This is a genomic window from Neorhizobium sp. NCHU2750, assembly GCF_003597675.1.
GTDB lineage: Bacteria > Pseudomonadota > Alphaproteobacteria > Rhizobiales > Rhizobiaceae > Neorhizobium.
In genome coordinates this window covers 2,410,649-2,428,539 of sequence record NZ_CP030827.1, presented here as the reverse complement: position 1 = coordinate 2,428,539, position 17,891 = coordinate 2,410,649, and the positions used below count along the sequence as shown (strand labels likewise).

Sequence of the window (17,891 nt, the reverse complement as noted above, 5' to 3'; positions counted from 1 at the left end):
GGCATAATACCTGACATGCTAATTGTGGCAGTTGCGGATCAATACTTGTTTGCCGCGAGGGCATTGCGTCGAGCCGATCGACAGGAAATCGTCAGACTTCCCCTGATTAATCTTGCGACAGTTGGTATCGAACTCTACCTCAAGTCCCTGAATGCCAAGTCTGAATGGTCGAAGATCGGTGATCCGTTAGGCTTCCGGCAACTTCATTCGCGAGCGCTGACGAGTGGGCATGATCTCGCCGAACAATATGCTGTTCTGAACCATGACGTGCGAGACAAACTGTATTCGGCGTTTAACGAAGCTGCCCAATTTTCGATGCTGCCGTGGAGTTTAAAAGTGATGTTATCGAAGCTCGATGGAGTGTTTCAGAAATCGCGGTATCCATTCGAAGACGGCAACGGGGTCGATGGCATCAACGTGGAAATGTTGATGGAGTTGGCTGAGTTTCTTCGACAATTCATCTACGACAACGAAGACGCGTTCTACGCATGGTCTAGCAGTGGCTGAAGGCCTCTAACATGCTTCGAAGCGATGCGACACATTATCATGTCATTATACCATTCGTCGCTCAGCAAGACGTCGTGTTCGAACTGAAGCCGCGTCTCGTGGTAGCTCATCTCGGATTTCGACCGGCACAGATGGACGATCTCACGATGAAATCGGTCGATGCCGTGTTCGGCGACGATGGCTTTGATGACTGGCGATGACGAACAGTATGTCAGCCAGTCGGATTCCAGGGTCTTCTTGCGTTTACGCTTGCTGCCTTTGAGCGGCGGTAGTGTCTTGGTGAAGTGGAACAGCTTTTTGCCGACGTAACGGCGCTGATTTTCCCGATCTGTCAGGATGTAGACGAACCCGACGTAGTCGCTGATATCGTCGGATGTGAACGGCTTGTTTTCATAGAGCCACAATGCGTTTGAACCTCAAACGCATATTTATCCCGTCGATGCTACATGATGTTCGGGGGATGTTCGCTGTATGTCGTGCGAATGTGCTGTGGAAGGGAGAATAAACAGACAATTCGACTAACCGCGACAAAAGCGGGACAAAAAAAGAACCCGACTGCAAGAGCCGGGTCAGTCGCCTGATGGATGGCGTTTTCTACACAGATTCTCCGCATATGAGCGAGTGCTAAAACTAACGGGTAAAATTGCCGATTGACTCAGTCGCCAAATGAGAACACAACAAGAACATGAGGAAATTAATCCTATTGAAGGAGGTCCACATGTCTGCCGCCGAGAAGATCGAACCCATTCCAAATCCCGCGCTTGATCCGATCGATGCGATCATGGCTCAGCTTCATCAGCACAGCGCGGTCGAAAAGCCGATAAACCTGTATGAGATCGGTCCCACACTGGTAGGTGCTGGATACAGCCAAGAGCAATTGGTGAATGCGCTCTTCTATCTGCAGTCGATGAAACGGATTGAATTGATGGATGGCAACCGGGTGAGGGTGCTTACGTCACAAACCAGCCGATGATCGTGGAGCCGATGTAAAACAGGATCGCGAAGGCTACCATTAGCGATACGAGCGTGATGAACAGCCGGTTCTTTGGCTTCGAGGACGAGCTTTTGGGGATTTTGGACTGGCGGCTGGCAAGATAAGGCATGGTGTCTCCTTCGACTGAGAAACCGAACGTCACTCACATTTGTTCCAGAAAAAAGAAAACCCTGCCGAGCGAGAGGGGGCGCGGCAGGGTTGAGGTGTGTCCGAGTGCTTGGGGAAGTTTTCAGACGCCCTGATAACCGCCGATCGGGGATTTGGTTCCGTCTGAGACCAAAAAGGGTCCGGAAGCCGAAGCCGCCGAACCCTGCACGTCAGGAGAAAACATACGTCCTATTTAGCTGACTGACTTTCGAAGCGATTTTCAGCGCTTTGGAGTTTCGATTCAGCGTCATGGCACAACTGGCGTCCATGGGCATAAAAAGCTTGTGCTTGGTCGGGTTTGGTTAGGATAGCAACAGCACTTTTGAATGAAGCCTTCGCTTCCAGCGCGTCAATCAAAGCCGATTCCACAAGCCTTTTGGCTTCTTTATCCCCATACTGTTCCGCCTTCTTGGCGATGTCTTCGGCTTTCCCGATCAAGCCTTTGGCTGTATCGACATTGAAGACCATGCCATTGGTAAATTCTGAACCAGCATCCATTCTCAATCGCTCCCAATCAATCAAGCATCGTGATTTCGTCCCAAATGCGCTTGCGGTTCCTCTGGTGTTCAAGGGCAGATTTAACGAACCCGTTATCTTTGCCCCACTTGATCATTTTGTCATAGCCATCAAAAAACTCCTGACGGGCTTTCAGATCGTAAATGAGTGTTTCAACAGAGTAAGAAGTCATCGTTCGTTCCTTGGATAAGGAAACTCTGACGCTTCATAATATAAAGGTGGCTGCTAGAGCCTCACGTTGGTCATCAGTTTCGGTTGAGGTTGGTTAGTTCATTTCATTTTCTCGTTCTTCTTTAAGCGGTGCAGCGGCAAGAGCCTTTTCGATCGCCTCCTTCTTCTGTTTGAGGGTGTAGCCATTCCCGGATTTTCCGTAGTAATGGAGGTGCCCGCCAAGGGAGTGACCGGATAGCGCTGCCTTGATCCCAAGATCGACACCAGCAATTTTCACAAGATCGTCAAATCGGTGACGCGCTGAATAGAGGGCACGACCGGGCGTTACTTTCGTAAAGAATGGACTGAGTTGCTTGTTCAGCTTCGCCTGACCGCGCTCCACTTGGAAACGGGGAAACCCGTTTGGAAACTTTTTCAGAATGGCGATGCCTTCTGGCGTGACTATTGGCAGATCGCGATGTCTGTCGCCGCCCTTCTTGACCACTGACCGCAGAGCGTTCGGTCCAATTTTGATGTACGGTATTTTAGCATCTGGGAATATATCATCGGCGGTCAGCCAGCAAAGTTCTTGAGGACCGCATCCGGTGATTAGCGAAAGCTGAACGATTGCCTTTGCTTCTTCGTTGACGCCTGACGTAGCGAGTGCAGTTTGTATCGCCTTCACATCTGCTTCGGTGAAAGCATCCCGTTTACCTGCGTCATCGTTCTTCAACTTTACGCGCTTGCCGTCGAGGAAGGGGAAGTTGATATGATAGAATTTCTTCAGAACCGCCTTGATCACTTGCCGGACGCGTGAGATTTGCCGGTTGGCGTGCGAAGAGCCAAAATCTTTTTCTTTATCGAGCACGTCCTTCCAGACTGACAGGAAGTAATCATCAGCAATGGTCTCGGTAATCGCCGTCAAGTTGATGTCGCCGACGCGAGCCTTGAAGTCCGCCATTGTCCGCTTCCAACTCTTGATCTTTTGCCCGCCGTGATACTCGTTCAAATCGGTCAGGAAGTCGGGCGTGATTTCCATGAATTTTTCGAACGCCTGATCAATAGAGAGAGCGTCATTGTCCCTCTCGCTTTCACCTAAAATCGCCGCCACGGTGATAGGTGCAGGTGCCCCCATAAGATGAGTGAAAGGAAGGCGTTCAGCAATCAACTGGATGCTTCGTTCGATCGACTGAAGGCGAAGTTCGGACGCGGTGATATGAGTGATTTGGAGTCGGTCGGCTTCGGCGATTTCCTCTGTGAATGAGATTGCCGTGAATGGCTTGATGCCAGCCATCACCGCGTCATGTTCGCGGGTGATCGCATCAGCACGACGGATCGCATCGCCATAGTCTGATGTCTTTAGCGTCTGCCAGATTTGCTTCTTTCCAGAAAACCGGTGGCGGTGTTGGGGAGCGATGTTCCGGATGTAATAGTACGTCGTTCCCCGAAGAAACACGTATTTGGGCGGCTTCGCCTTGGTCGCGATATTCATATTCATAGCTTCTCACAAAGGGTTTTCGGCGGGTGCTTTCGCTCCCGGCTCACAAGTAAAAATTTAAGGATATGTGCGGGCTAATAGGCGTCAAAGCTTCATGCGTCAAGCTATATCGCGTTTTGCCGAAACAAATATCAGCCGTTGTGGCAGGTTTCTGGAATTCATAATCATTACAAATTTTCTTAGGCCATTTAATACTTACGAATCTGCCCCCTTTCATGGTATAAGTTATTAGCAGAATGACTGTGCGGAACGCTTGGTTTAGCCCTTTGGTCATCGGCTTGATAAGCGAGAAGGCCCGGAAATGGTGGGTTTTGGTTCTTTTTTTCGCCGGTCGATGACCTAAAATTGGCTTTACTTTGATGGTCATGTTTTAGCCTATGCCTGATCGATCCCGGACACGATGTCGACCTTTACATCACGGCCGAACTGAAGGCCATGACATCCGCATGGATCGGTTTTTCCGGTCTGAGGACGGAGATAGAACGCGGCGCGATCCAGCTGGTGGGAGACAGCGAGATCGCCGGCCGCATAGACGAATGGATGGTTCGCAGCTCGTTCGCGACGTGCTGAAGCCGGTCCATATTCTGTAGCGGGAGCGCTCCATTTTCTGCACTGGAGCGGTCGGGTGACGATCGGCCATGGTAGCGCCGTAGCCGGGGATCGCCGTTCGGAGGGTCTTGATCTGAGGGGATCACCGGCGTTTCACCACGTGGAGGAAAGACCATGCAGAATGTACATCATAACCCGGCTGCCAATCCGGCCACCAAGCTGGTCACTGGCACAGGCCCGCAGGGCGGCCTTTCGCCCGGTCCCGACCTTGCCGCGGCGAAGGCCCGCCAGCAGGGCGCCTGGGCATCGGGAAACTATGCCGTTGTCGGCACGACCCTGCAGATCGTCGGCGAGCGGCTTTGCGAGGCGCTTGATCTCAGGGCCGGCGAGACGGTTCTGGATGTCGCGGCCGGCAACGGCAATGCGACACTGGCGGCGGCCCGGCGCTGGTGCCGGGTGACCTCGACCGATTATGTTCCGGCCCTGCTGGAACAGGGCAGGCGCCGGGCGGATGCCGAAGGGCTCAGCGTCAACTTCCAGACCGCCGATGCCGAGGCGCTGCCGTTCGACGCCGACAGTTTCGATGTCGTGCTGTCGACATTCGGGGTGATGTTCACGCCGGACCAGGACAGGGCAGCGGCAGAACTGGCGCGGGTATGCCGTCCGGGCGGACGGATCGGTCTGGCCAACTGGACGCCGGATGGCTTCATCGGGCAATTGTTCAAGGTGATCGGGCAGCATGTGCCGCCACCGGCAGGTCTGCGGCCTCCGTCTCTCTGGGGCACTTCGGAGCGGCTGGAGGAGATGTTCGGCGCAGAGGGCAAGGTGGAGGCGACAAAACGGAACTTCGTTTTCCGCTACCGCTCGGCCGCTCACTGGATCGAAGTGTTCCGCACCTGGTACGGTCCGGTCCACAAGGCGTTTGCCGCCTTGCCGACGGATGGACAGGTGCATCTCGAGCGCGATCTGGAGCAGCTGATCGGCCGTTTCAACCGGGCGGACGATGGAACCATGGTCGTTCCGAGCGACTATCTCGAAGTGGTCGTCAGGAAGCTTTGAGGTGATCGGCTGAAGCCGGCGGTGCGGCGGCACCCGGCGAAAGGGAGATCCGGCCCACCGCGGCCGGGTCTTCCTGTTCCGCTACTGCGCCCGGAGGGTGGCCGTTCCGATATGGGACGCCGCCTGTGCCTTTGTGGAGCATCTCCGCCTCTCTTTAAAACGCGAAACTGCTCTTATCGCCTTGTTTTCAAATAAAATCGGCTTTCGTTTCGCGGCCAGTGCTTTAGCGCGAGCTTAACCGTCGATGACGGTTGTCGGGAAAATCCGACGCATTATTGGAATTCTGTCCGATTCGAGCTGTAGGGTATGGCCGGGAGGAATTTAAAGGAGAGCCACTCTAACAGGAGCAGTTTCCATGACGAATTCCATTTCGAATGCGCTTGGCATCGCACTTTATTACAGCGGCAATTCGACGGCCTGGTTTTCCGCCACCGGGTCCGGACCGATACAATATGGCACGTCGGGCAATGATTCCATGTGGGGCGACAGCTCGGTCAACGTGACCATGACCGGCGGCACCGGCGACGACATCTATTACCTCTATTCGTCCATCAACCATGCCGCGGAGAATGCGGATGGCGGTATCGACACGATCAATACGTGGATGAGCTATACGCTGCCGGACAATTTCGAGAACCTGACGGTGACCGGAGACGGCAGCTATGCCTTCGGCAATTCGCTCGACAATATCATCACAGGCGGCACCGGCAGCCAGACGATCGATGGCGGGGCAGGGGACGACGTGCTGATCGGCGGCGGCGGCGCAGACACATTCTCGTTTACCAGCGGCAATGGCACCGACCTGATCACCGATTTCGGCGCCGACGACAAGATCCGGCTCGACGGATATGACGTCACCTCCTTCGATCAACTGGTCAGCCAGTCGACGCAGGAAGGCGCCAATCTCTGGCTTCATCTCGGCAATGACGAAAGCATCGTGCTGGCGAACACGACGGCCGACGATCTCAGCGCCAGCCAGTTCGAACTCAGTCTCGATCGCTCCAACCTGACGATGACCTTCAACGATGACTTCAATTCGCTGTCGCTCTACGATGGTGACAGCGGTACGTGGGAGGCCAAATACTGGTGGGCGCCGGATCAGGGCGCGTCGCTCGATACCAATGGCGAGCAGCAATGGTACGTCAATCCGGAATATGCCCCGACCGCCTCGGCCAATCCGTTTTCGATCAATAACGGCATATTGACGATCACCGCCGAGCAGACGCCGGAAGCGATATCGAGTGCTGTCAACGGGTACGACTATACGTCGGGCATGCTGACCACCCATGCATCGTTTGCGCAGACTTACGGCTATTTCGAAATCCGTGCCGACATGCCGGAGGACCAGGGTGTGTGGCCGGCCTTCTGGCTATTGCCCGAGGACGGTTCCTGGCCGCCGGAACTCGACGTGATCGAGATGAAGGGGCAGGATCCGAACACGCTGATCATGTCGGCCCATTCCGACGAGACCGGCGAGCAGACCTCGGTCATCAACAATGTTTCGGTGGCCGATACTTCGGGGTACCATACCTACGGGCTGTTATGGGACGAGGACCATATCACCTGGTATTTCGACGACGTGGCGGTTGCCCAGACCGATACGCCATCGGACATGCATGACCCGATGTATATGATCGTCGACCTTGCCGTCGGCGGCATGGCCGGGACGCCCGGCGCCAGCGTCGCAGACGGATCGGAGATGAATATCGACTATATCCGGGCCTATTCGCTGGACGACGTTCAGACTGCCAGCGCTACCGCTTCGACGACCACCACCCATACTGGCGATCTGCTGGTCTGAGGGCAGGTTTTCGATGCGGGGATGCCGCCGTTTTTCGGCGGCATCGCATGCGGAGGGGACGGGCGCCAAACTTGACGTTCGGGCGAACGCTTTTGGCGCCGGCGGACTTGCAAGCGCCGGTGGATTTTGATCTTGAGAGAGCTCGGTTTTTCCCCAAGCTCATCGGTCGCCCATGCTCAAGGATTTTTCCCCCTCAGCCCTGACAATGGGTCTGCTGACGGCTTTCGTCGGTTTTATCAGTTCGTTTGCCGTCATCATGCAGGGGCTGCAGGTCATGGGGGCGGCTCCCGAGGAAATTGCCTCGGCCTTGCTTGCCGTATGTCTGGCGCAAAGCATCCTCGCAGTGGTTTTTTCGCTCTATTACCGGATGCCCATCATGATGGCATGGTCGACACCGGGTGGCGCGCTTCTGGCCGCGACCGGGGCTATCCAGGGCGGCTTTCCGGCCGCTGTCGGTGCTTTCGTGTTGTGCGGGGTGATGATTGCGCTGACGGGACTGTTCAAGCCGCTCGGCCAGTTGATCCGCAAGATCCCGGCACCGCTCGCCAATGCCATGCTTGCGGGCATCCTGCTCGGCCTTTGTCTCGCGCCGGTCAAGGCGGTCGCCTTCAATGCCGCGCTCGGTCTGCCGATCGTGCTGACATGGATGGTTGTCGTATCCCGCTGGCGGCTTTGGGCCGTTCCCGCTGCACTCGGCGCTTTCATCCTCGTACTGATCTTCGGCGTCGATCTGCCGGATGATGTGTTCGGCAAAATCGGCGCAGCGATCCATCCCGGTCTGATCTGGGTGTCGCCGTCCTTCACCTGGCACGGTTTCGTGTCGGTGGCGCTGCCGCTGTTCATCGTCACCATGGCGTCCCAGAACATTCCGGGCATCGCCATTCTCAAGGCGCATCATTATGAGCCGGCGCCGGGGCCGCTTTTCGCATCGACGGGCATTTTTTCGGCCATCTGCGCGTTTTTCGGTAGCGTTCCCGTCAATCTTGCGGCGATTACCGCGGCGATGTGCGCCAGCGAGGATGCGCATCCCGATCCGGCGCGCCGTTACTGGGCCGCTGTCGTCGGCGGTGCCGCCTATACTGTCCTCGGCCTGATTGCCGGCGGGATCATCGCCTTCGTGTCGATGGCGCCGCCGATCCTGTTGCAGGCGGTGGCGGGGCTCGGCCTGATCGGCGCCTTTTCCAATGCCGCGTTTGCCGCGTGGCGCGAGCCGGAAACGCGCGAGGCTGCCGCGATCACCTTTCTCGTCACGGCATCCGGCGCCACGTTCGGCGGCATTTCCGGGGCCTTCTGGGGGCTGGTGGCCGGTGGCGTGATGATGGGCCTGTCCAAGGTGATGAAGCGCAGCGCGTGAGCGATTGCGTACCGGAAGTCGCCAAGCGGTTCTTGCGCGATCTTCTTCTTGCCGTTATACACCGGCTCATGACCATGACAGGCGCGATCATGTTTGACCGTTTTGCCGCCCGCAGCACCGCTGCCGGGGCGACGGTTTTCGCGCCTCTCTCGCTTCTTAGCCTCGACCTTACACTCGGTTGCCGGGTCCGTTGAGGAGCGCCCGGCGGCCGATAAAGCCCGCCGGCGTAAGTGCTCCTCGCAAAAAATCCCTGACATGAAACCGGACCATAACAAGGTCCAGCATCCGCAGTCGCACCGCCGTTGATGAACGGTCTTGAGCCAGATGGCTCCTGCGGAGGGCAAGCGAAGGACGAAGACATGGACACCAAGAACTCCCGCGCCGAGAACTCCAGCACCAAGGGCATGCAGTCGGCAGGCGTGAAGTACCGCGCCTATCCGGCCATCAATATTCCCGACCGTACATGGCCGTCGAAGGTCATCGAAAAGGCACCGATCTGGTGTTCGGTCGATCTGCGCGACGGCAACCAGTCGCTGGTCAACCCGATGGGGCATGATCGCAAGGCGCGGATGTTCAAGCTGCTGCTCGACATGGGCTTCAAGGAAATCGAGATCGGCTTCCCGTCGGCCTCGCAAACCGATTTCGACTTTGCCCGCTGGTGCGTGGAAGAGGGTGGCGTGCCGGAAGACGTGTCGCTGCAGGTTCTGGTGCAGTGCCGGCCGGAGCTGATCACCCGCACCTTCGAATCGCTGCAGGGTGCCCACAAGCCGATCATCCATTTCTACAATTCCACCTCGGAACTGCAGCGCCGTGTCGTGTTCGGCAAGGATGTCAGCGGAATCAAGCAGATCGCCGTCGATGCGGCCAAGATGATCACCGACATGGCGGCAAAGGCCGGTGGCGGCTACCGCTTCCAGTATTCTCCGGAAAGCTTTACCGGCACCGAGCTGGAAGTGGCGCTGGAAATCTGCAACGCGGTGATCGCCGAAGTGAAGCCGACGCCGGATAACAAGCTGATCATCAACCTGCCGTCGACCGTCGAGATGGCGACGCCGAACATCTATGCCGACCAGATCGAATGGATGTGCCGCAATATCGACAACCGCGAAAACATCATCATCTCGCTGCATCCGCATAACGACCGCGGCACGGGCATTGCCGCCACCGAACTGGCGCTGATGGCCGGTGCGGACCGCGTCGAGGGCACGCTGTTCGGCAATGGCGAGCGCACCGGCAATGTCGACGTCGTCACCCTGGCGCTCAACATGTATACGCAGGGCATCGACCCTGAACTGGATTGTTCGGATATCGAGCGTATCAAGGACGTCTACGAATATTCCAACGAGATGGTCATTCCCGAGCGCCATCCTTACGTCGGCGAACTGGTCTATACCGCGTTTTCCGGCTCGCACCAGGATGCGATCAACAAGGGGATGAAGGCAATCAAGGTTGCCAACCATCCGGTCTGGGAAGTGCCTTACCTGCCGATCGACCCGCAGGATGTGGGACGTTCCTACGAGGCGATCATCCGCATCAACTCGCAGTCGGGCAAGGGTGGCATCGCCTATATCCTGCAGCAGGATTACGGCCTGAACCTGCCGCGCAACCTGCAGGTGGAATTCCGCGAGGCGATCCAGAAGATCACCGACGAAGAAGGCAAGGAATTATCGTCGAAACGCATCCATGAGACGTTCATGGAGCGCTATGTCGAGCAGTCCGGTGCGCGGCTGAAATTCGTCGACCAGCATACCTATCCCGCCGGCACCGAGCACAAGGGGATCCGCGTCGTCGCCGCCGAGATTACCGATGGCGGCGAGGTCAAGCGCATCGAGGGCAAGGGAACCGGCCCGATCGACGGGTTCATCAACGCCTTGTCCACCTATCTCGGCATCGAACTGTCGGTTGCCGACTATTCGGAACATTCGCTGCAGCACGGCTCGAACGCTTCGGCCATCGCCTATGTGGAGATGCAGTATCCGGGCGGCAAGCTGTTCGGTGCCGGCATCAACACCAACATTGTGACGGCATCGCTCGATGCGATCGTGTCCGCCGCCAACCGGGTGCTGGAAGAAATGGGCCGCTGACAAGGGCGCCACAAGGGCTAAAGGCCCGGACAATCTCTGCGGTGTCCGGGCTTTCCGACTGCAGCATCAAATGACAAAGGCCTCGTGCGTTATCGCGTGCGGGGCCTTTTCATGTTCACCGTCGGGATCTGATGTCTCAAGAAGGGGGGGCTTGCCCATCTGTTTCGACCGGCCCATCTTTTTCGACCGGGTTGGCGGTGGGACAGAGTTCGGCGAGCAGGGCAGCGACAAAGCCGGTCTGGCCGCTCGGAAGGCCGCGATTGCGTGCGGCGTCGATCAAGGCATGGGTTGCCTCGACATGCAGGCGGTAATGCGCCGGGTTCTGGTCAACGCCGGCCTCCGACTTCGGATCCGTTTCGAAGACGAGCTTGCGGCAGACTGCCTCGCTGCGGGAGGTGAAGGCCCGGCAGGTAAGGGGGCGGACGCTGTAGATCGTGCATCGATCCGCATCATCCAGCAGGGGACATCGGACCCTTGCCCAGAGCGGATTTTCGACCTCTGCAATGGCGGAAGCCGCCGCAGACAGTTTTGCAATCAGGGCATCCTGCCGCTCAGGCTCGAAGGTCTCGCGGATATGCCCGGCAATCGCGGTCGAGATACCGGGCGGGATGGCGACGAACAGATGGCAGCAGGAGGCGCAACCGTCGTGGCAGCCGAGCTTCGGCTGGTGCGGGTAACTCACGCGCACGGCGGATGCCGCAGCCTCGACCATGGCCATCGTCGCGAGGGCGGCTTCGGCCATGGTTTGCGTCTCGCCGATCACCGCGTCGAGTTCGTTGCGGAAGCCGGAAAAGACATTTTCGTAGCGGCGTGCGGTTTCACGCGTCATCGCGCCGACTTCGGCGATATCGGCGATCACGCGATGCTTTGCGTCGTCAACGGTCATAAGGTCGCTATCTCAGATGAGGCCGGCAGCCTTGGCCGCGATATCGTCGAGATCGGCAGCCGAGGACGGGCCGACAAGGACATAGGTCGCAATCGGCGTGCTCCAGGTGACGAGGCCAGTATCGAGGCGGATGTCCTCGACGGGCTTGGCGTGTTCCGGGCGTCCGCGGGAGAAGCTCAGCGCAATGATGTCACCGTCATTGTCGCCGGACGTGCGGCGATAGAAGAGCAGGCCGGTCGGCGTGTTATCGGCCGCGATCATGCGGGCACCGATGAAGGTCAACTGGCTCTGGCTGAGATCGGGGATGCGAAAGGTCACTCCGGTGCCGGTGGTCAGCCATTCGAGAATATCGGCCGGATGGTCTGCACCGATCTCGGTCAGGCGGTTCTGCTGGCGACTGTAGAGGCGGTAATGCGAGACGATGTCGTCCAGCCAGTCGCGCTGCTGCGATGCGGGGCTTGCCAGAAGGTCCGGCGAAGACATGTGAGGGCGGGCGCCGATCATGTATCCGGCAGTGCCGCCGAGAACGAGCATGATGAGGCTGACCGACATGGTCTGCAGCAGAGAGGGACGGAAGGCGGACATCGAACGCTCGGGGCCGGGAAGGCGGACGGCCTTGCGCGGCAGGGGAGCGTTGCGGATGCCACGGACGAGATTGAGCGGCACGGGTTCCTTCAGCATCTCGTCCAAAATGCGCTTGCCGGTCTGGCTGCCGCGCTTGATATCCTCATGCAGGCTGCGGGCCTTGGGATCGCTTGCGAGCAAGGCCTCGACATCCTGTCGCTCGGCATCGCTGACCTCGCTGTCGACGAAGGCGGACAGGCGCTTTTCAAGCAGGGAAGGGTCGTTGCTCGACATCGGTCAGGCCCTTTTCTCGGCGATATCGGGCGGCAGCGTGGCCAGTGAAAGCCTTGCGGCGCAAAGGCGCGACGATAGCATCTCCGGTGCTATGCCGAGGATCGATGCGGCTTCCGGATAATCGAAACCTTCGACATCGACGAGAAGCAGGGCCGTTGCCAGGCCGGCGGGCAAACAGAGCAGGGCTTTCGACGACGCGGCACCTTTTGTGGTTGCGGCGGTGCCTGAACTGTCCTTCTGCTGGGTTTCCTGGCGACCGCGTCGGCGCGGCTCCTCGCTCCAGCCGCTATGGATCAGACTGAAGATCCAGCTTTCCAGCCGGCCGTCGCCTTTCCACATATGGTGTTTCTGGATGGCCCGGGCGCAGACCTCTTCAACGAGCGCGTCGGCTGTCCTTGCGTCGCCGGTCAAGGTCAAGGCAAATCTGCGCAGGCGCGGCAACAGTGTCACAAGATCGCGACGTATATCGTTTGTTGCTGTTGTCGAGTTCATTAAGCGCAGGGTGCCTTTTGCTTTCCGACGAGGAGATTCCTCACGTTAACAGGTATGAATCGATTGTGGCGATTATGCAACAAGCTTCTGCTAGGCCTCTAGAAATCTGGCGGCATCTTCCACCGGGATTTGCGGCTGTGGCTTGCCGTAGAACTGTCGCGTCTCGTCGATCACCACGTGGTCGCCTGTCTGGGTGAGGCCGTGGCGTTCGCAGGTCAGGTTCCAGGCCCCCTGTTCTCCCGAAAGACTGAAGAGGTTGTAGGCCGCGCGCGGCTTGTGGCCGCCCGGCCCCTGCGAGGCAGAGGCGATGCCGACGACGGGCACCGTGCCGCCATGGGTCTTCAGCGAATAGACGGTGTTGAGGTGGGTGTGGCCATGCAGGACGAGTTCGGCGCCGCCGAGCGATATGGCCGCTGCGAAGCGCCTTATGCCGATCATCCTCTTGTGGGAGGCGGCGGCTCCCTGGATCGGCGGATGGTGGATGAGGACGACCCGAAACAGGCCTTCTTCACCCGCTTTCTTCAGAAGGTTGACCGTTTCGCGTGCCTGTCGCGGGCTGTAGAAGCCGGAAGCCGAGAAGGGCGGAGTGGCATTCGAAGTCGAGCAGCCGATAATGGCGATCGGCCCGCGGCGGCGAAAGGTCGGGAAGACATGATCGTCTTCGGGCCATGCATCGGGTGCATCGTCGCTGCGGATGAAGGGATACCAGGCGGCGACGGACTTGTCGTGGGCGCCCGGCACATAGGCGTCGTGATTGCCCGGCACGACGGTGGTGTCGACGGGGTTTCCGATCGTATCCAGCCATTCCCGCGCCAGCCGGGTTTCGATCTTCGTCGCAAGATTGACCAGATCGCCGGTAATCAGCAGTTGATCGGGATCATGGCTCTTGAGGTCGCTCAGCAGAAGATCGAGTGTGTTGACGAAAAGATGCTTGCTGCGGTTGCGATGCCAGTTGATGAAGCCGGTGATACGTTTGGACATCAGCTCGCGGATGCTAAGGTTTGGCAGCGGACCGAGATGGATGTCGGAGATATGGGCGAATTTATACATGGCAAAGACATAACGCACGAAATGGAAATTCGTTATGAAATTTACGCGAGCGGAGCGGAGGGCTGATGAGCGGCACGGGCATAGCTGAAATCGGCACATGGCGGACGCGCTTGGTCGTGTGGCTGCTGCACCGGTTCTTCTTTCTCTCCCGCGGCATGACGATGGGGGTGCGGGCTGCCTGTTTCGACGCCGAGGGGCGGGTCTTCATGGTGCGCCATACCTATGTTCCGGGCTGGTACCTGCCGGGCGGCGGCATGGAGCGGGGCGAGACGGCCCTGCAGGCGCTTGCCAAGGAACTGCGCGAGGAAGGCAATCTCGTCATGACCGAAGCGCCCGAACTCTTCCATGTCTATTTCAACCGGCGCGCCAGCAAGCGCGATCATGTGCTGTTTTACCGCGTCAGCGTGAAGCAGACCGCGCCACGTCCGCCGGATCGCGAGATCGCCGAAAACGGCTTCTTCGCATTCGATGCGCTGCCGGACAAGGTGACCGATGCGACGCTGAGACGGCTTGCGGAACTGCGCGGCGAGGTGGAGCGGTCGGATTACTGGTAAGGGAGCGGTCGCCCCAGCGGAACGTCTTTGCGGCAATTCTGTTTATGTCGTCACCTTGCTGGAGGTGACTGCGATGGCAGCGAAAGCTAAGACGAAAAGCATATTCGAACAATTTTCATCGGCGGTATCGGCATGGGCGGGCAAGCCGGCGACATTCATAGCGGCGGTGATCTTCATCGTCGTCTGGGCGGTCACAGGCCCGCTCTTCGGATTTTCCGAGACCTGGCAACTGGTGGTGAATACCGGCACGACCATCATTACGTTCCTGATGGTGTTCGTGCTGCAGAATTCCCAAAATCGCAGCGGTGAGGCGATGCAGGCCAAGCTCGATGAGCTGATCCTCTCCAGTCATGCCGCCAATAATTTCATCGGCATCGAGGATATGGACGAGCACGAGCTGAAGGACTTAAGCGAAAGCCTGCGCAAACATGCCGACCGGCTGCGGCACAGGGCCGACGGGATTTCCGCGGGCAAGGATGGCGGCCGGACGGATTGAGAGACAAACAACCCGCCGCCGGTCATAAACCGTCAGCGGCGGGTCGCAATTTCAGGATCGGTCTAGCGATCTCAGCTCTTCAGAGCGGTGTTGCACAGGCTCCAGAAACCGCCGCCCTTCTGGATCCATTTCAGGTCGCCGAGCGTGCCGTTGTCCTTGTTCTGGTGGTAGCTGTCGACGCAGGTCTTCAGGCGCGCCTTGCCGGCGGTTTCGCTGGAATATTTCTTGTCGACGGCCTTCGGGAAGACCACGCTCTTCGGGGCTGCGGTGGTTGCCTTCGGCGGTTCCTTGTCCGTCGTTGCGGCAACGGCCTTGTCGTCGGCGGCATCTTCAGCGGCAGCGTCGGCACCGCAGAACTTGGCGCGGTAGTCGTTCCACTTGACGTCCTTGGCCGAACCGTCCGCCTTGGCGGCCTGGTACTTGACGCTGCATTCCTTCATCGTGAGCGCCGATGCAGGGGTCACGTAGGCGGCAGTTGCGAGAAGGGCGAGAGAAGCAAAGATTGCTGTGCGGTTTTTCATTGGGGCCTCCCAATTTGCGGAATTGCAGATGCGACTATCGGACCGCCCATCTCGCTTGTCAATAATGCCCTAAAGTAGCGAAAACATGCAACTTTTGTGACGGGTTGAGCATCCGCCATGCTGTCCTTCACGCGCCCAATCCTTCACGCCCATGCGCCGCGTCGAGATCGAGCGCGGGGCCGACGGGCACGATGCCGGTCGGGTTGATGGTCTTGTGGCTGCGGTAATAGTGACCCTTGATATGGGTGAGGTTGCAGGTCTCGGCGATGCCTGGATGCTGGTAGAGGTCGCGCAGATAACCCGAAAGGTTCGGATAATCGGCGATGCGGCGGATATTGCACTTGAAATGGCCGACATAGACGGGATCGAAGCGCAGAAGCGTGGTGAACAGCCGCCAGTCCGCCTCGGTCAGCCGGTCGCCGAAGAGATAGCGGCTTTTCTCCAGCCGGGCATCCAGCATGTCGAGCGTTTCGAATAGGGCGGCGACGGCTTCCTCATAGGCTTCCTGCGTGGTGGCGAAGCCGGCCTTGTAGACGCCGTTGTTGACCCGGTCGTAGACGATGGCGTTGAGGGCGTCGATTTCCTGGCGCAGGTCCTGCGGATAGAAGTCGAGGGTGGAGCCGGTCAGTCCATCAAAGGCGCTGTTCATCATGCGGATGATCTCGGCGCTTTCATTGGAGACGATGGTGTTCTCCTGCTTGTCCCAGAGGACCGGCACGGTGACGCGGCCGGAATAGGCGGGGTCCGCCCTGAGATAGACCTGATAGAGATAGTCGAGGCCGAACAGCATGTCGCCGGTGGCGCCTTCAGGCTTTTTGAACTCCCAGCCGTTTTCCAGCATCAGGAAGTCGACGACCGACACCGAGATCAGGTCCTCGAGCTTCTTCAGCTTGCGGAAGATCAACGTGCGATGCGCCCAGGGGCAGGCATAGGACACATAGAGGTGATAGCGACCGGCTTCTGCCGCAAAGCCGGACTTGCCCGACGGCCCAGCCGCGCCATCGGCGGTGACGAAGTTGCGGAACTGCGATTCGGACCGCTTGAAATGGCCCTTGGTCGCTGCGGTGTCGTACCAGACATCCTGCCACTTGCCCTCGACGAGCCTTCCCATGGTGATCTCCTTTGAAGCTTTCGCCTTAGATACGGCACGCCCGCGCGATTGCGAGGCCAAATTTTCGAACGCTGTGTTTTTGCATTGGACGGGTGAAAAAAATCCTGCTAGTTGGCTTTTCACATTTTTCCGAGGATGACCTCCGACATGACCGAAGTCCGGGCACTGCGACGACGCTGAAGATCGACCAAGACGCCACATGAGGCGTCATCGACTTCGCATGTCCTGTCCGCTCTTTTTCTACGGCTTCGGTTTCCCATGTCCTCATCCGCATCCCTGCATCTTGTCGCCTCGAAATCCTTCGCAAAGCACGAACTCGTCTATCTGACCGAGGACGCATCGCATGATGTCGCTGTCGAGCTGATCAACGAGGAGGCCTTCGGTCCCGGTCGCCATACGCGCGCTGCAGCCCGTATCCGGGAGCAGGGGCCGCATGACCGGTCGCTGTCGTTCATCTGCGCCGATGACGGGGAGACGATCGCCTCGGTCAGGATGACGCCGGTGATGGCCGGCACGGTCAAGGGACATATGCTCGGCCCGCTTGCGGTGCGCCCGACCCACAAGAACATGGGCATCGGCCGGGAACTGGTGCGGATCGCCATCGAGGCAGCGAAGCGGAAGGGTTCGGAGGCCGTCATCCTGGTAGGCGATCCGCCTTACTACATGCCGCTCGGCTTCGAGAAGGTGTCCTACAATGCGCTGGATTTTCCGGGACCGGTCGATCCGGGCCGGGTTCTGGTCGTGCCGCTTGTCGAAGGTGTGCATGAGGGGTTGAAGGGCGTGATCGCCTGGCGGCCGTAACGGCTGCACTTCAGCCAACCACGCGGGCCTTCAGAATTTCCGGGCGAGCCAGGTGACGACATGGCCGCCGGCCAGTGCATCCAGGCGGCCAATTTCGGCGTAACCCAGCCTTTGGTAGAGCTTCAGCGCCTGCGGGCTCATCGTGTCGATATAGGCACCGATGCAGCCCCGTCTTCGCGCTTCCTCCTCGGCCATGCCCATCATGTGGGTTGCCAGCCCCTGGCCACGCAGATCGGCCGGGATGTAGAGCATGGAAATATAGAGCCAGCCGCGACCGGTATAACCGACAAGCCCGCCGCTTATCTTGCCGTTTTCATCATAAAGCGGGATGGCTAGTTCGCGGCGATCGCTGGCGCCGAAGGCTGCGATATTGAAGGCGCGCAGCTTGTGTAGGATCAGGTCTTCCTCCTGCGGCGCTATACCTTCGGTGATCTTCAGCTCGACAGCCATCCTGCTTCCCCTC

Annotated in this window: 23 protein-coding genes; 10 read left to right on the top strand and 13 right to left on the bottom strand. The window is 58.6% G+C overall.

The window, feature by feature from the left end:
* The first annotated feature begins 15 nt into the window (after positions 1 to 15).
* A complete protein-coding gene (locus NCHU2750_RS11775) occupies positions 16 to 507 on the top strand; it encodes a hypothetical protein (protein ID WP_162939598.1) in 492 nt (163 codons plus the stop codon).
* Here the strand turns inward: NCHU2750_RS11775 and NCHU2750_RS11770 are convergent.
* The gene (locus NCHU2750_RS11770; RefSeq protein ID WP_119940668.1) at positions 483 to 911 is read right to left on the bottom strand and encodes a hypothetical protein; all 429 of its coding nucleotides are present in this window, start codon (positions 909 to 911) and stop codon (positions 483 to 485) included. The genes NCHU2750_RS11775 and NCHU2750_RS11770 overlap by 25 nt on opposite strands.
* Before the next feature lie 314 nt (positions 912 to 1,225).
* Here NCHU2750_RS11770 and NCHU2750_RS11765 point away from each other — a divergent pair, with 314 nt between their 5' ends.
* The gene (locus NCHU2750_RS11765; protein WP_162939426.1) at positions 1,226 to 1,480 is read left to right on the top strand and encodes a hypothetical protein; all 255 of its coding nucleotides are present in this window, start codon (positions 1,226 to 1,228) and stop codon (positions 1,478 to 1,480) included.
* Here the strand turns inward: NCHU2750_RS11765 and NCHU2750_RS30495 are convergent.
* The 5 genes from NCHU2750_RS30495 to NCHU2750_RS30485 all read right to left on the bottom strand — a co-directional run bounded on the left by NCHU2750_RS30495 (position 1,458) and on the right by NCHU2750_RS30485 (position 4,179).
* Positions 1,458 to 1,610: a hypothetical protein gene (locus NCHU2750_RS30495; protein WP_162939597.1), complete on the bottom strand. Its 153-nt coding sequence runs from the start codon at positions 1,608 to 1,610 to the stop codon at positions 1,458 to 1,460. The genes NCHU2750_RS11765 and NCHU2750_RS30495 overlap by 23 nt on opposite strands.
* Positions 1,611 to 1,837: 227 nt before the next feature.
* Positions 1,838 to 2,146 (bottom strand): hypothetical protein, encoded by a 309-nt coding sequence (locus tag NCHU2750_RS11760; protein WP_162939596.1) that lies wholly within the window; start codon positions 2,144 to 2,146, stop codon positions 1,838 to 1,840.
* Between the two features lie 16 nt (positions 2,147 to 2,162).
* Positions 2,163 to 2,336 (bottom strand): hypothetical protein, encoded by a 174-nt coding sequence (locus NCHU2750_RS30490; RefSeq protein ID WP_162939595.1) that lies wholly within the window; start codon positions 2,334 to 2,336, stop codon positions 2,163 to 2,165.
* A 93-nt stretch (positions 2,337 to 2,429) separates the two neighbouring features.
* Positions 2,430 to 3,806: a DUF6538 domain-containing protein gene (locus NCHU2750_RS11755; RefSeq protein WP_162939594.1), complete on the bottom strand. Its 1,377-nt coding sequence runs from the start codon at positions 3,804 to 3,806 to the stop codon at positions 2,430 to 2,432.
* 49 nt (positions 3,807 to 3,855) lie between these two features.
* Positions 3,856 to 4,179 (bottom strand): hypothetical protein, encoded by a 324-nt coding sequence (locus NCHU2750_RS30485; RefSeq protein ID WP_162939593.1) that lies wholly within the window; start codon positions 4,177 to 4,179, stop codon positions 3,856 to 3,858.
* A gap of 68 nt (positions 4,180 to 4,247) precedes the next feature.
* On the opposite strand from NCHU2750_RS30485, the gene NCHU2750_RS31160 reads away from it, so the two are divergent.
* From NCHU2750_RS31160 to leuA, 5 genes are all read left to right on the top strand, one after another.
* Positions 4,248 to 4,382 (top strand): hypothetical protein, encoded by a 135-nt coding sequence (locus tag NCHU2750_RS31160; protein WP_256377685.1) that lies wholly within the window; start codon positions 4,248 to 4,250, stop codon positions 4,380 to 4,382.
* Between the two features lie 153 nt (positions 4,383 to 4,535).
* Positions 4,536 to 5,420, top strand: a complete 885-nt coding sequence (locus NCHU2750_RS11750; protein ID WP_119940664.1) for a class I SAM-dependent methyltransferase — start codon at positions 4,536 to 4,538, stop codon at positions 5,418 to 5,420.
* A gap of 355 nt (positions 5,421 to 5,775) precedes the next feature.
* Positions 5,776 to 7,221: an endo-1,3-1,4-beta-glycanase EglC gene (gene eglC, locus NCHU2750_RS11745; RefSeq protein WP_119940663.1), complete on the top strand. Its 1,446-nt coding sequence runs from the start codon at positions 5,776 to 5,778 to the stop codon at positions 7,219 to 7,221.
* 172 nt (positions 7,222 to 7,393) lie between these two features.
* On the top strand, positions 7,394 to 8,575 hold the full coding sequence (locus NCHU2750_RS11740) for a benzoate/H(+) symporter BenE family transporter (protein ID WP_119940662.1): 1,182 nt from the start codon (positions 7,394 to 7,396) through the stop codon (positions 8,573 to 8,575).
* 359 nt (positions 8,576 to 8,934) lie between these two features.
* Entirely contained in the window at positions 8,935 to 10,659 is a 1,725-nt protein-coding gene (gene leuA, locus NCHU2750_RS11730; protein ID WP_119940660.1) for a 2-isopropylmalate synthase, read from the top strand.
* Between the two features lie 136 nt (positions 10,660 to 10,795).
* On the opposite strand, the gene NCHU2750_RS11725 is transcribed toward leuA, so the two are convergent.
* The 4 genes from NCHU2750_RS11725 to NCHU2750_RS11710 form a co-directional block, all read right to left on the bottom strand.
* On the bottom strand, positions 10,796 to 11,545 hold the full coding sequence (locus tag NCHU2750_RS11725; protein WP_119940659.1) for a YkgJ family cysteine cluster protein: 750 nt from the start codon (positions 11,543 to 11,545) through the stop codon (positions 10,796 to 10,798).
* A gap of 12 nt (positions 11,546 to 11,557) precedes the next feature.
* A complete protein-coding gene (locus NCHU2750_RS11720) occupies positions 11,558 to 12,403 on the bottom strand; it encodes an anti-sigma factor family protein (protein WP_119940658.1) in 846 nt (281 codons plus the stop codon).
* 3 nt (positions 12,404 to 12,406) lie between these two features.
* Entirely contained in the window at positions 12,407 to 12,820 is a 414-nt protein-coding gene (locus NCHU2750_RS11715) for a sigma factor-like helix-turn-helix DNA-binding protein (RefSeq protein ID WP_162939592.1), read from the bottom strand.
* A 165-nt stretch (positions 12,821 to 12,985) separates the two neighbouring features.
* Entirely contained in the window at positions 12,986 to 13,945 is a 960-nt protein-coding gene (locus NCHU2750_RS11710; protein WP_119940656.1) for a metallophosphoesterase family protein, read from the bottom strand.
* A 65-nt stretch (positions 13,946 to 14,010) separates the two neighbouring features.
* On the opposite strand from NCHU2750_RS11710, the gene NCHU2750_RS11705 reads away from it, so the two are divergent.
* Together NCHU2750_RS11705 and NCHU2750_RS11700 are read left to right on the top strand one after the other, a co-directional pair.
* The gene (locus tag NCHU2750_RS11705) at positions 14,011 to 14,499 is read left to right on the top strand and encodes an NUDIX domain-containing protein (RefSeq protein ID WP_119940655.1); all 489 of its coding nucleotides are present in this window, start codon (positions 14,011 to 14,013) and stop codon (positions 14,497 to 14,499) included.
* Positions 14,500 to 14,572: 73 nt separating this feature from the next.
* A complete protein-coding gene (locus tag NCHU2750_RS11700; protein WP_119940654.1) occupies positions 14,573 to 14,995 on the top strand; it encodes a low affinity iron permease family protein in 423 nt (140 codons plus the stop codon).
* A gap of 71 nt (positions 14,996 to 15,066) precedes the next feature.
* On the opposite strand, the gene NCHU2750_RS11695 is transcribed toward NCHU2750_RS11700, so the two are convergent.
* Complete coding sequence (locus NCHU2750_RS11695) at positions 15,067 to 15,516, bottom strand: hypothetical protein (RefSeq protein ID WP_119940653.1); 450 nt, start codon at positions 15,514 to 15,516, stop codon at positions 15,067 to 15,069.
* A gap of 127 nt (positions 15,517 to 15,643) precedes the next feature.
* The gene (locus tag NCHU2750_RS11690) at positions 15,644 to 16,627 is read right to left on the bottom strand and encodes a glutathione S-transferase family protein (protein WP_119940652.1); all 984 of its coding nucleotides are present in this window, start codon (positions 16,625 to 16,627) and stop codon (positions 15,644 to 15,646) included.
* Between the two features lie 258 nt (positions 16,628 to 16,885).
* Between NCHU2750_RS11690 and NCHU2750_RS11685 the strand changes: the two genes are divergently transcribed.
* On the top strand, positions 16,886 to 17,428 hold the full coding sequence (locus NCHU2750_RS11685; protein WP_119940651.1) for a GNAT family N-acetyltransferase: 543 nt from the start codon (positions 16,886 to 16,888) through the stop codon (positions 17,426 to 17,428).
* 30 nt (positions 17,429 to 17,458) lie between these two features.
* Here NCHU2750_RS11685 and NCHU2750_RS11680 read toward each other — a convergent pair whose 3' ends face one another.
* Positions 17,459 to 17,878 (bottom strand): GNAT family N-acetyltransferase, encoded by a 420-nt coding sequence (locus tag NCHU2750_RS11680; RefSeq protein WP_119940650.1) that lies wholly within the window; start codon positions 17,876 to 17,878, stop codon positions 17,459 to 17,461.
* Positions 17,879 to 17,891: the final 13 nt, after the last annotated feature.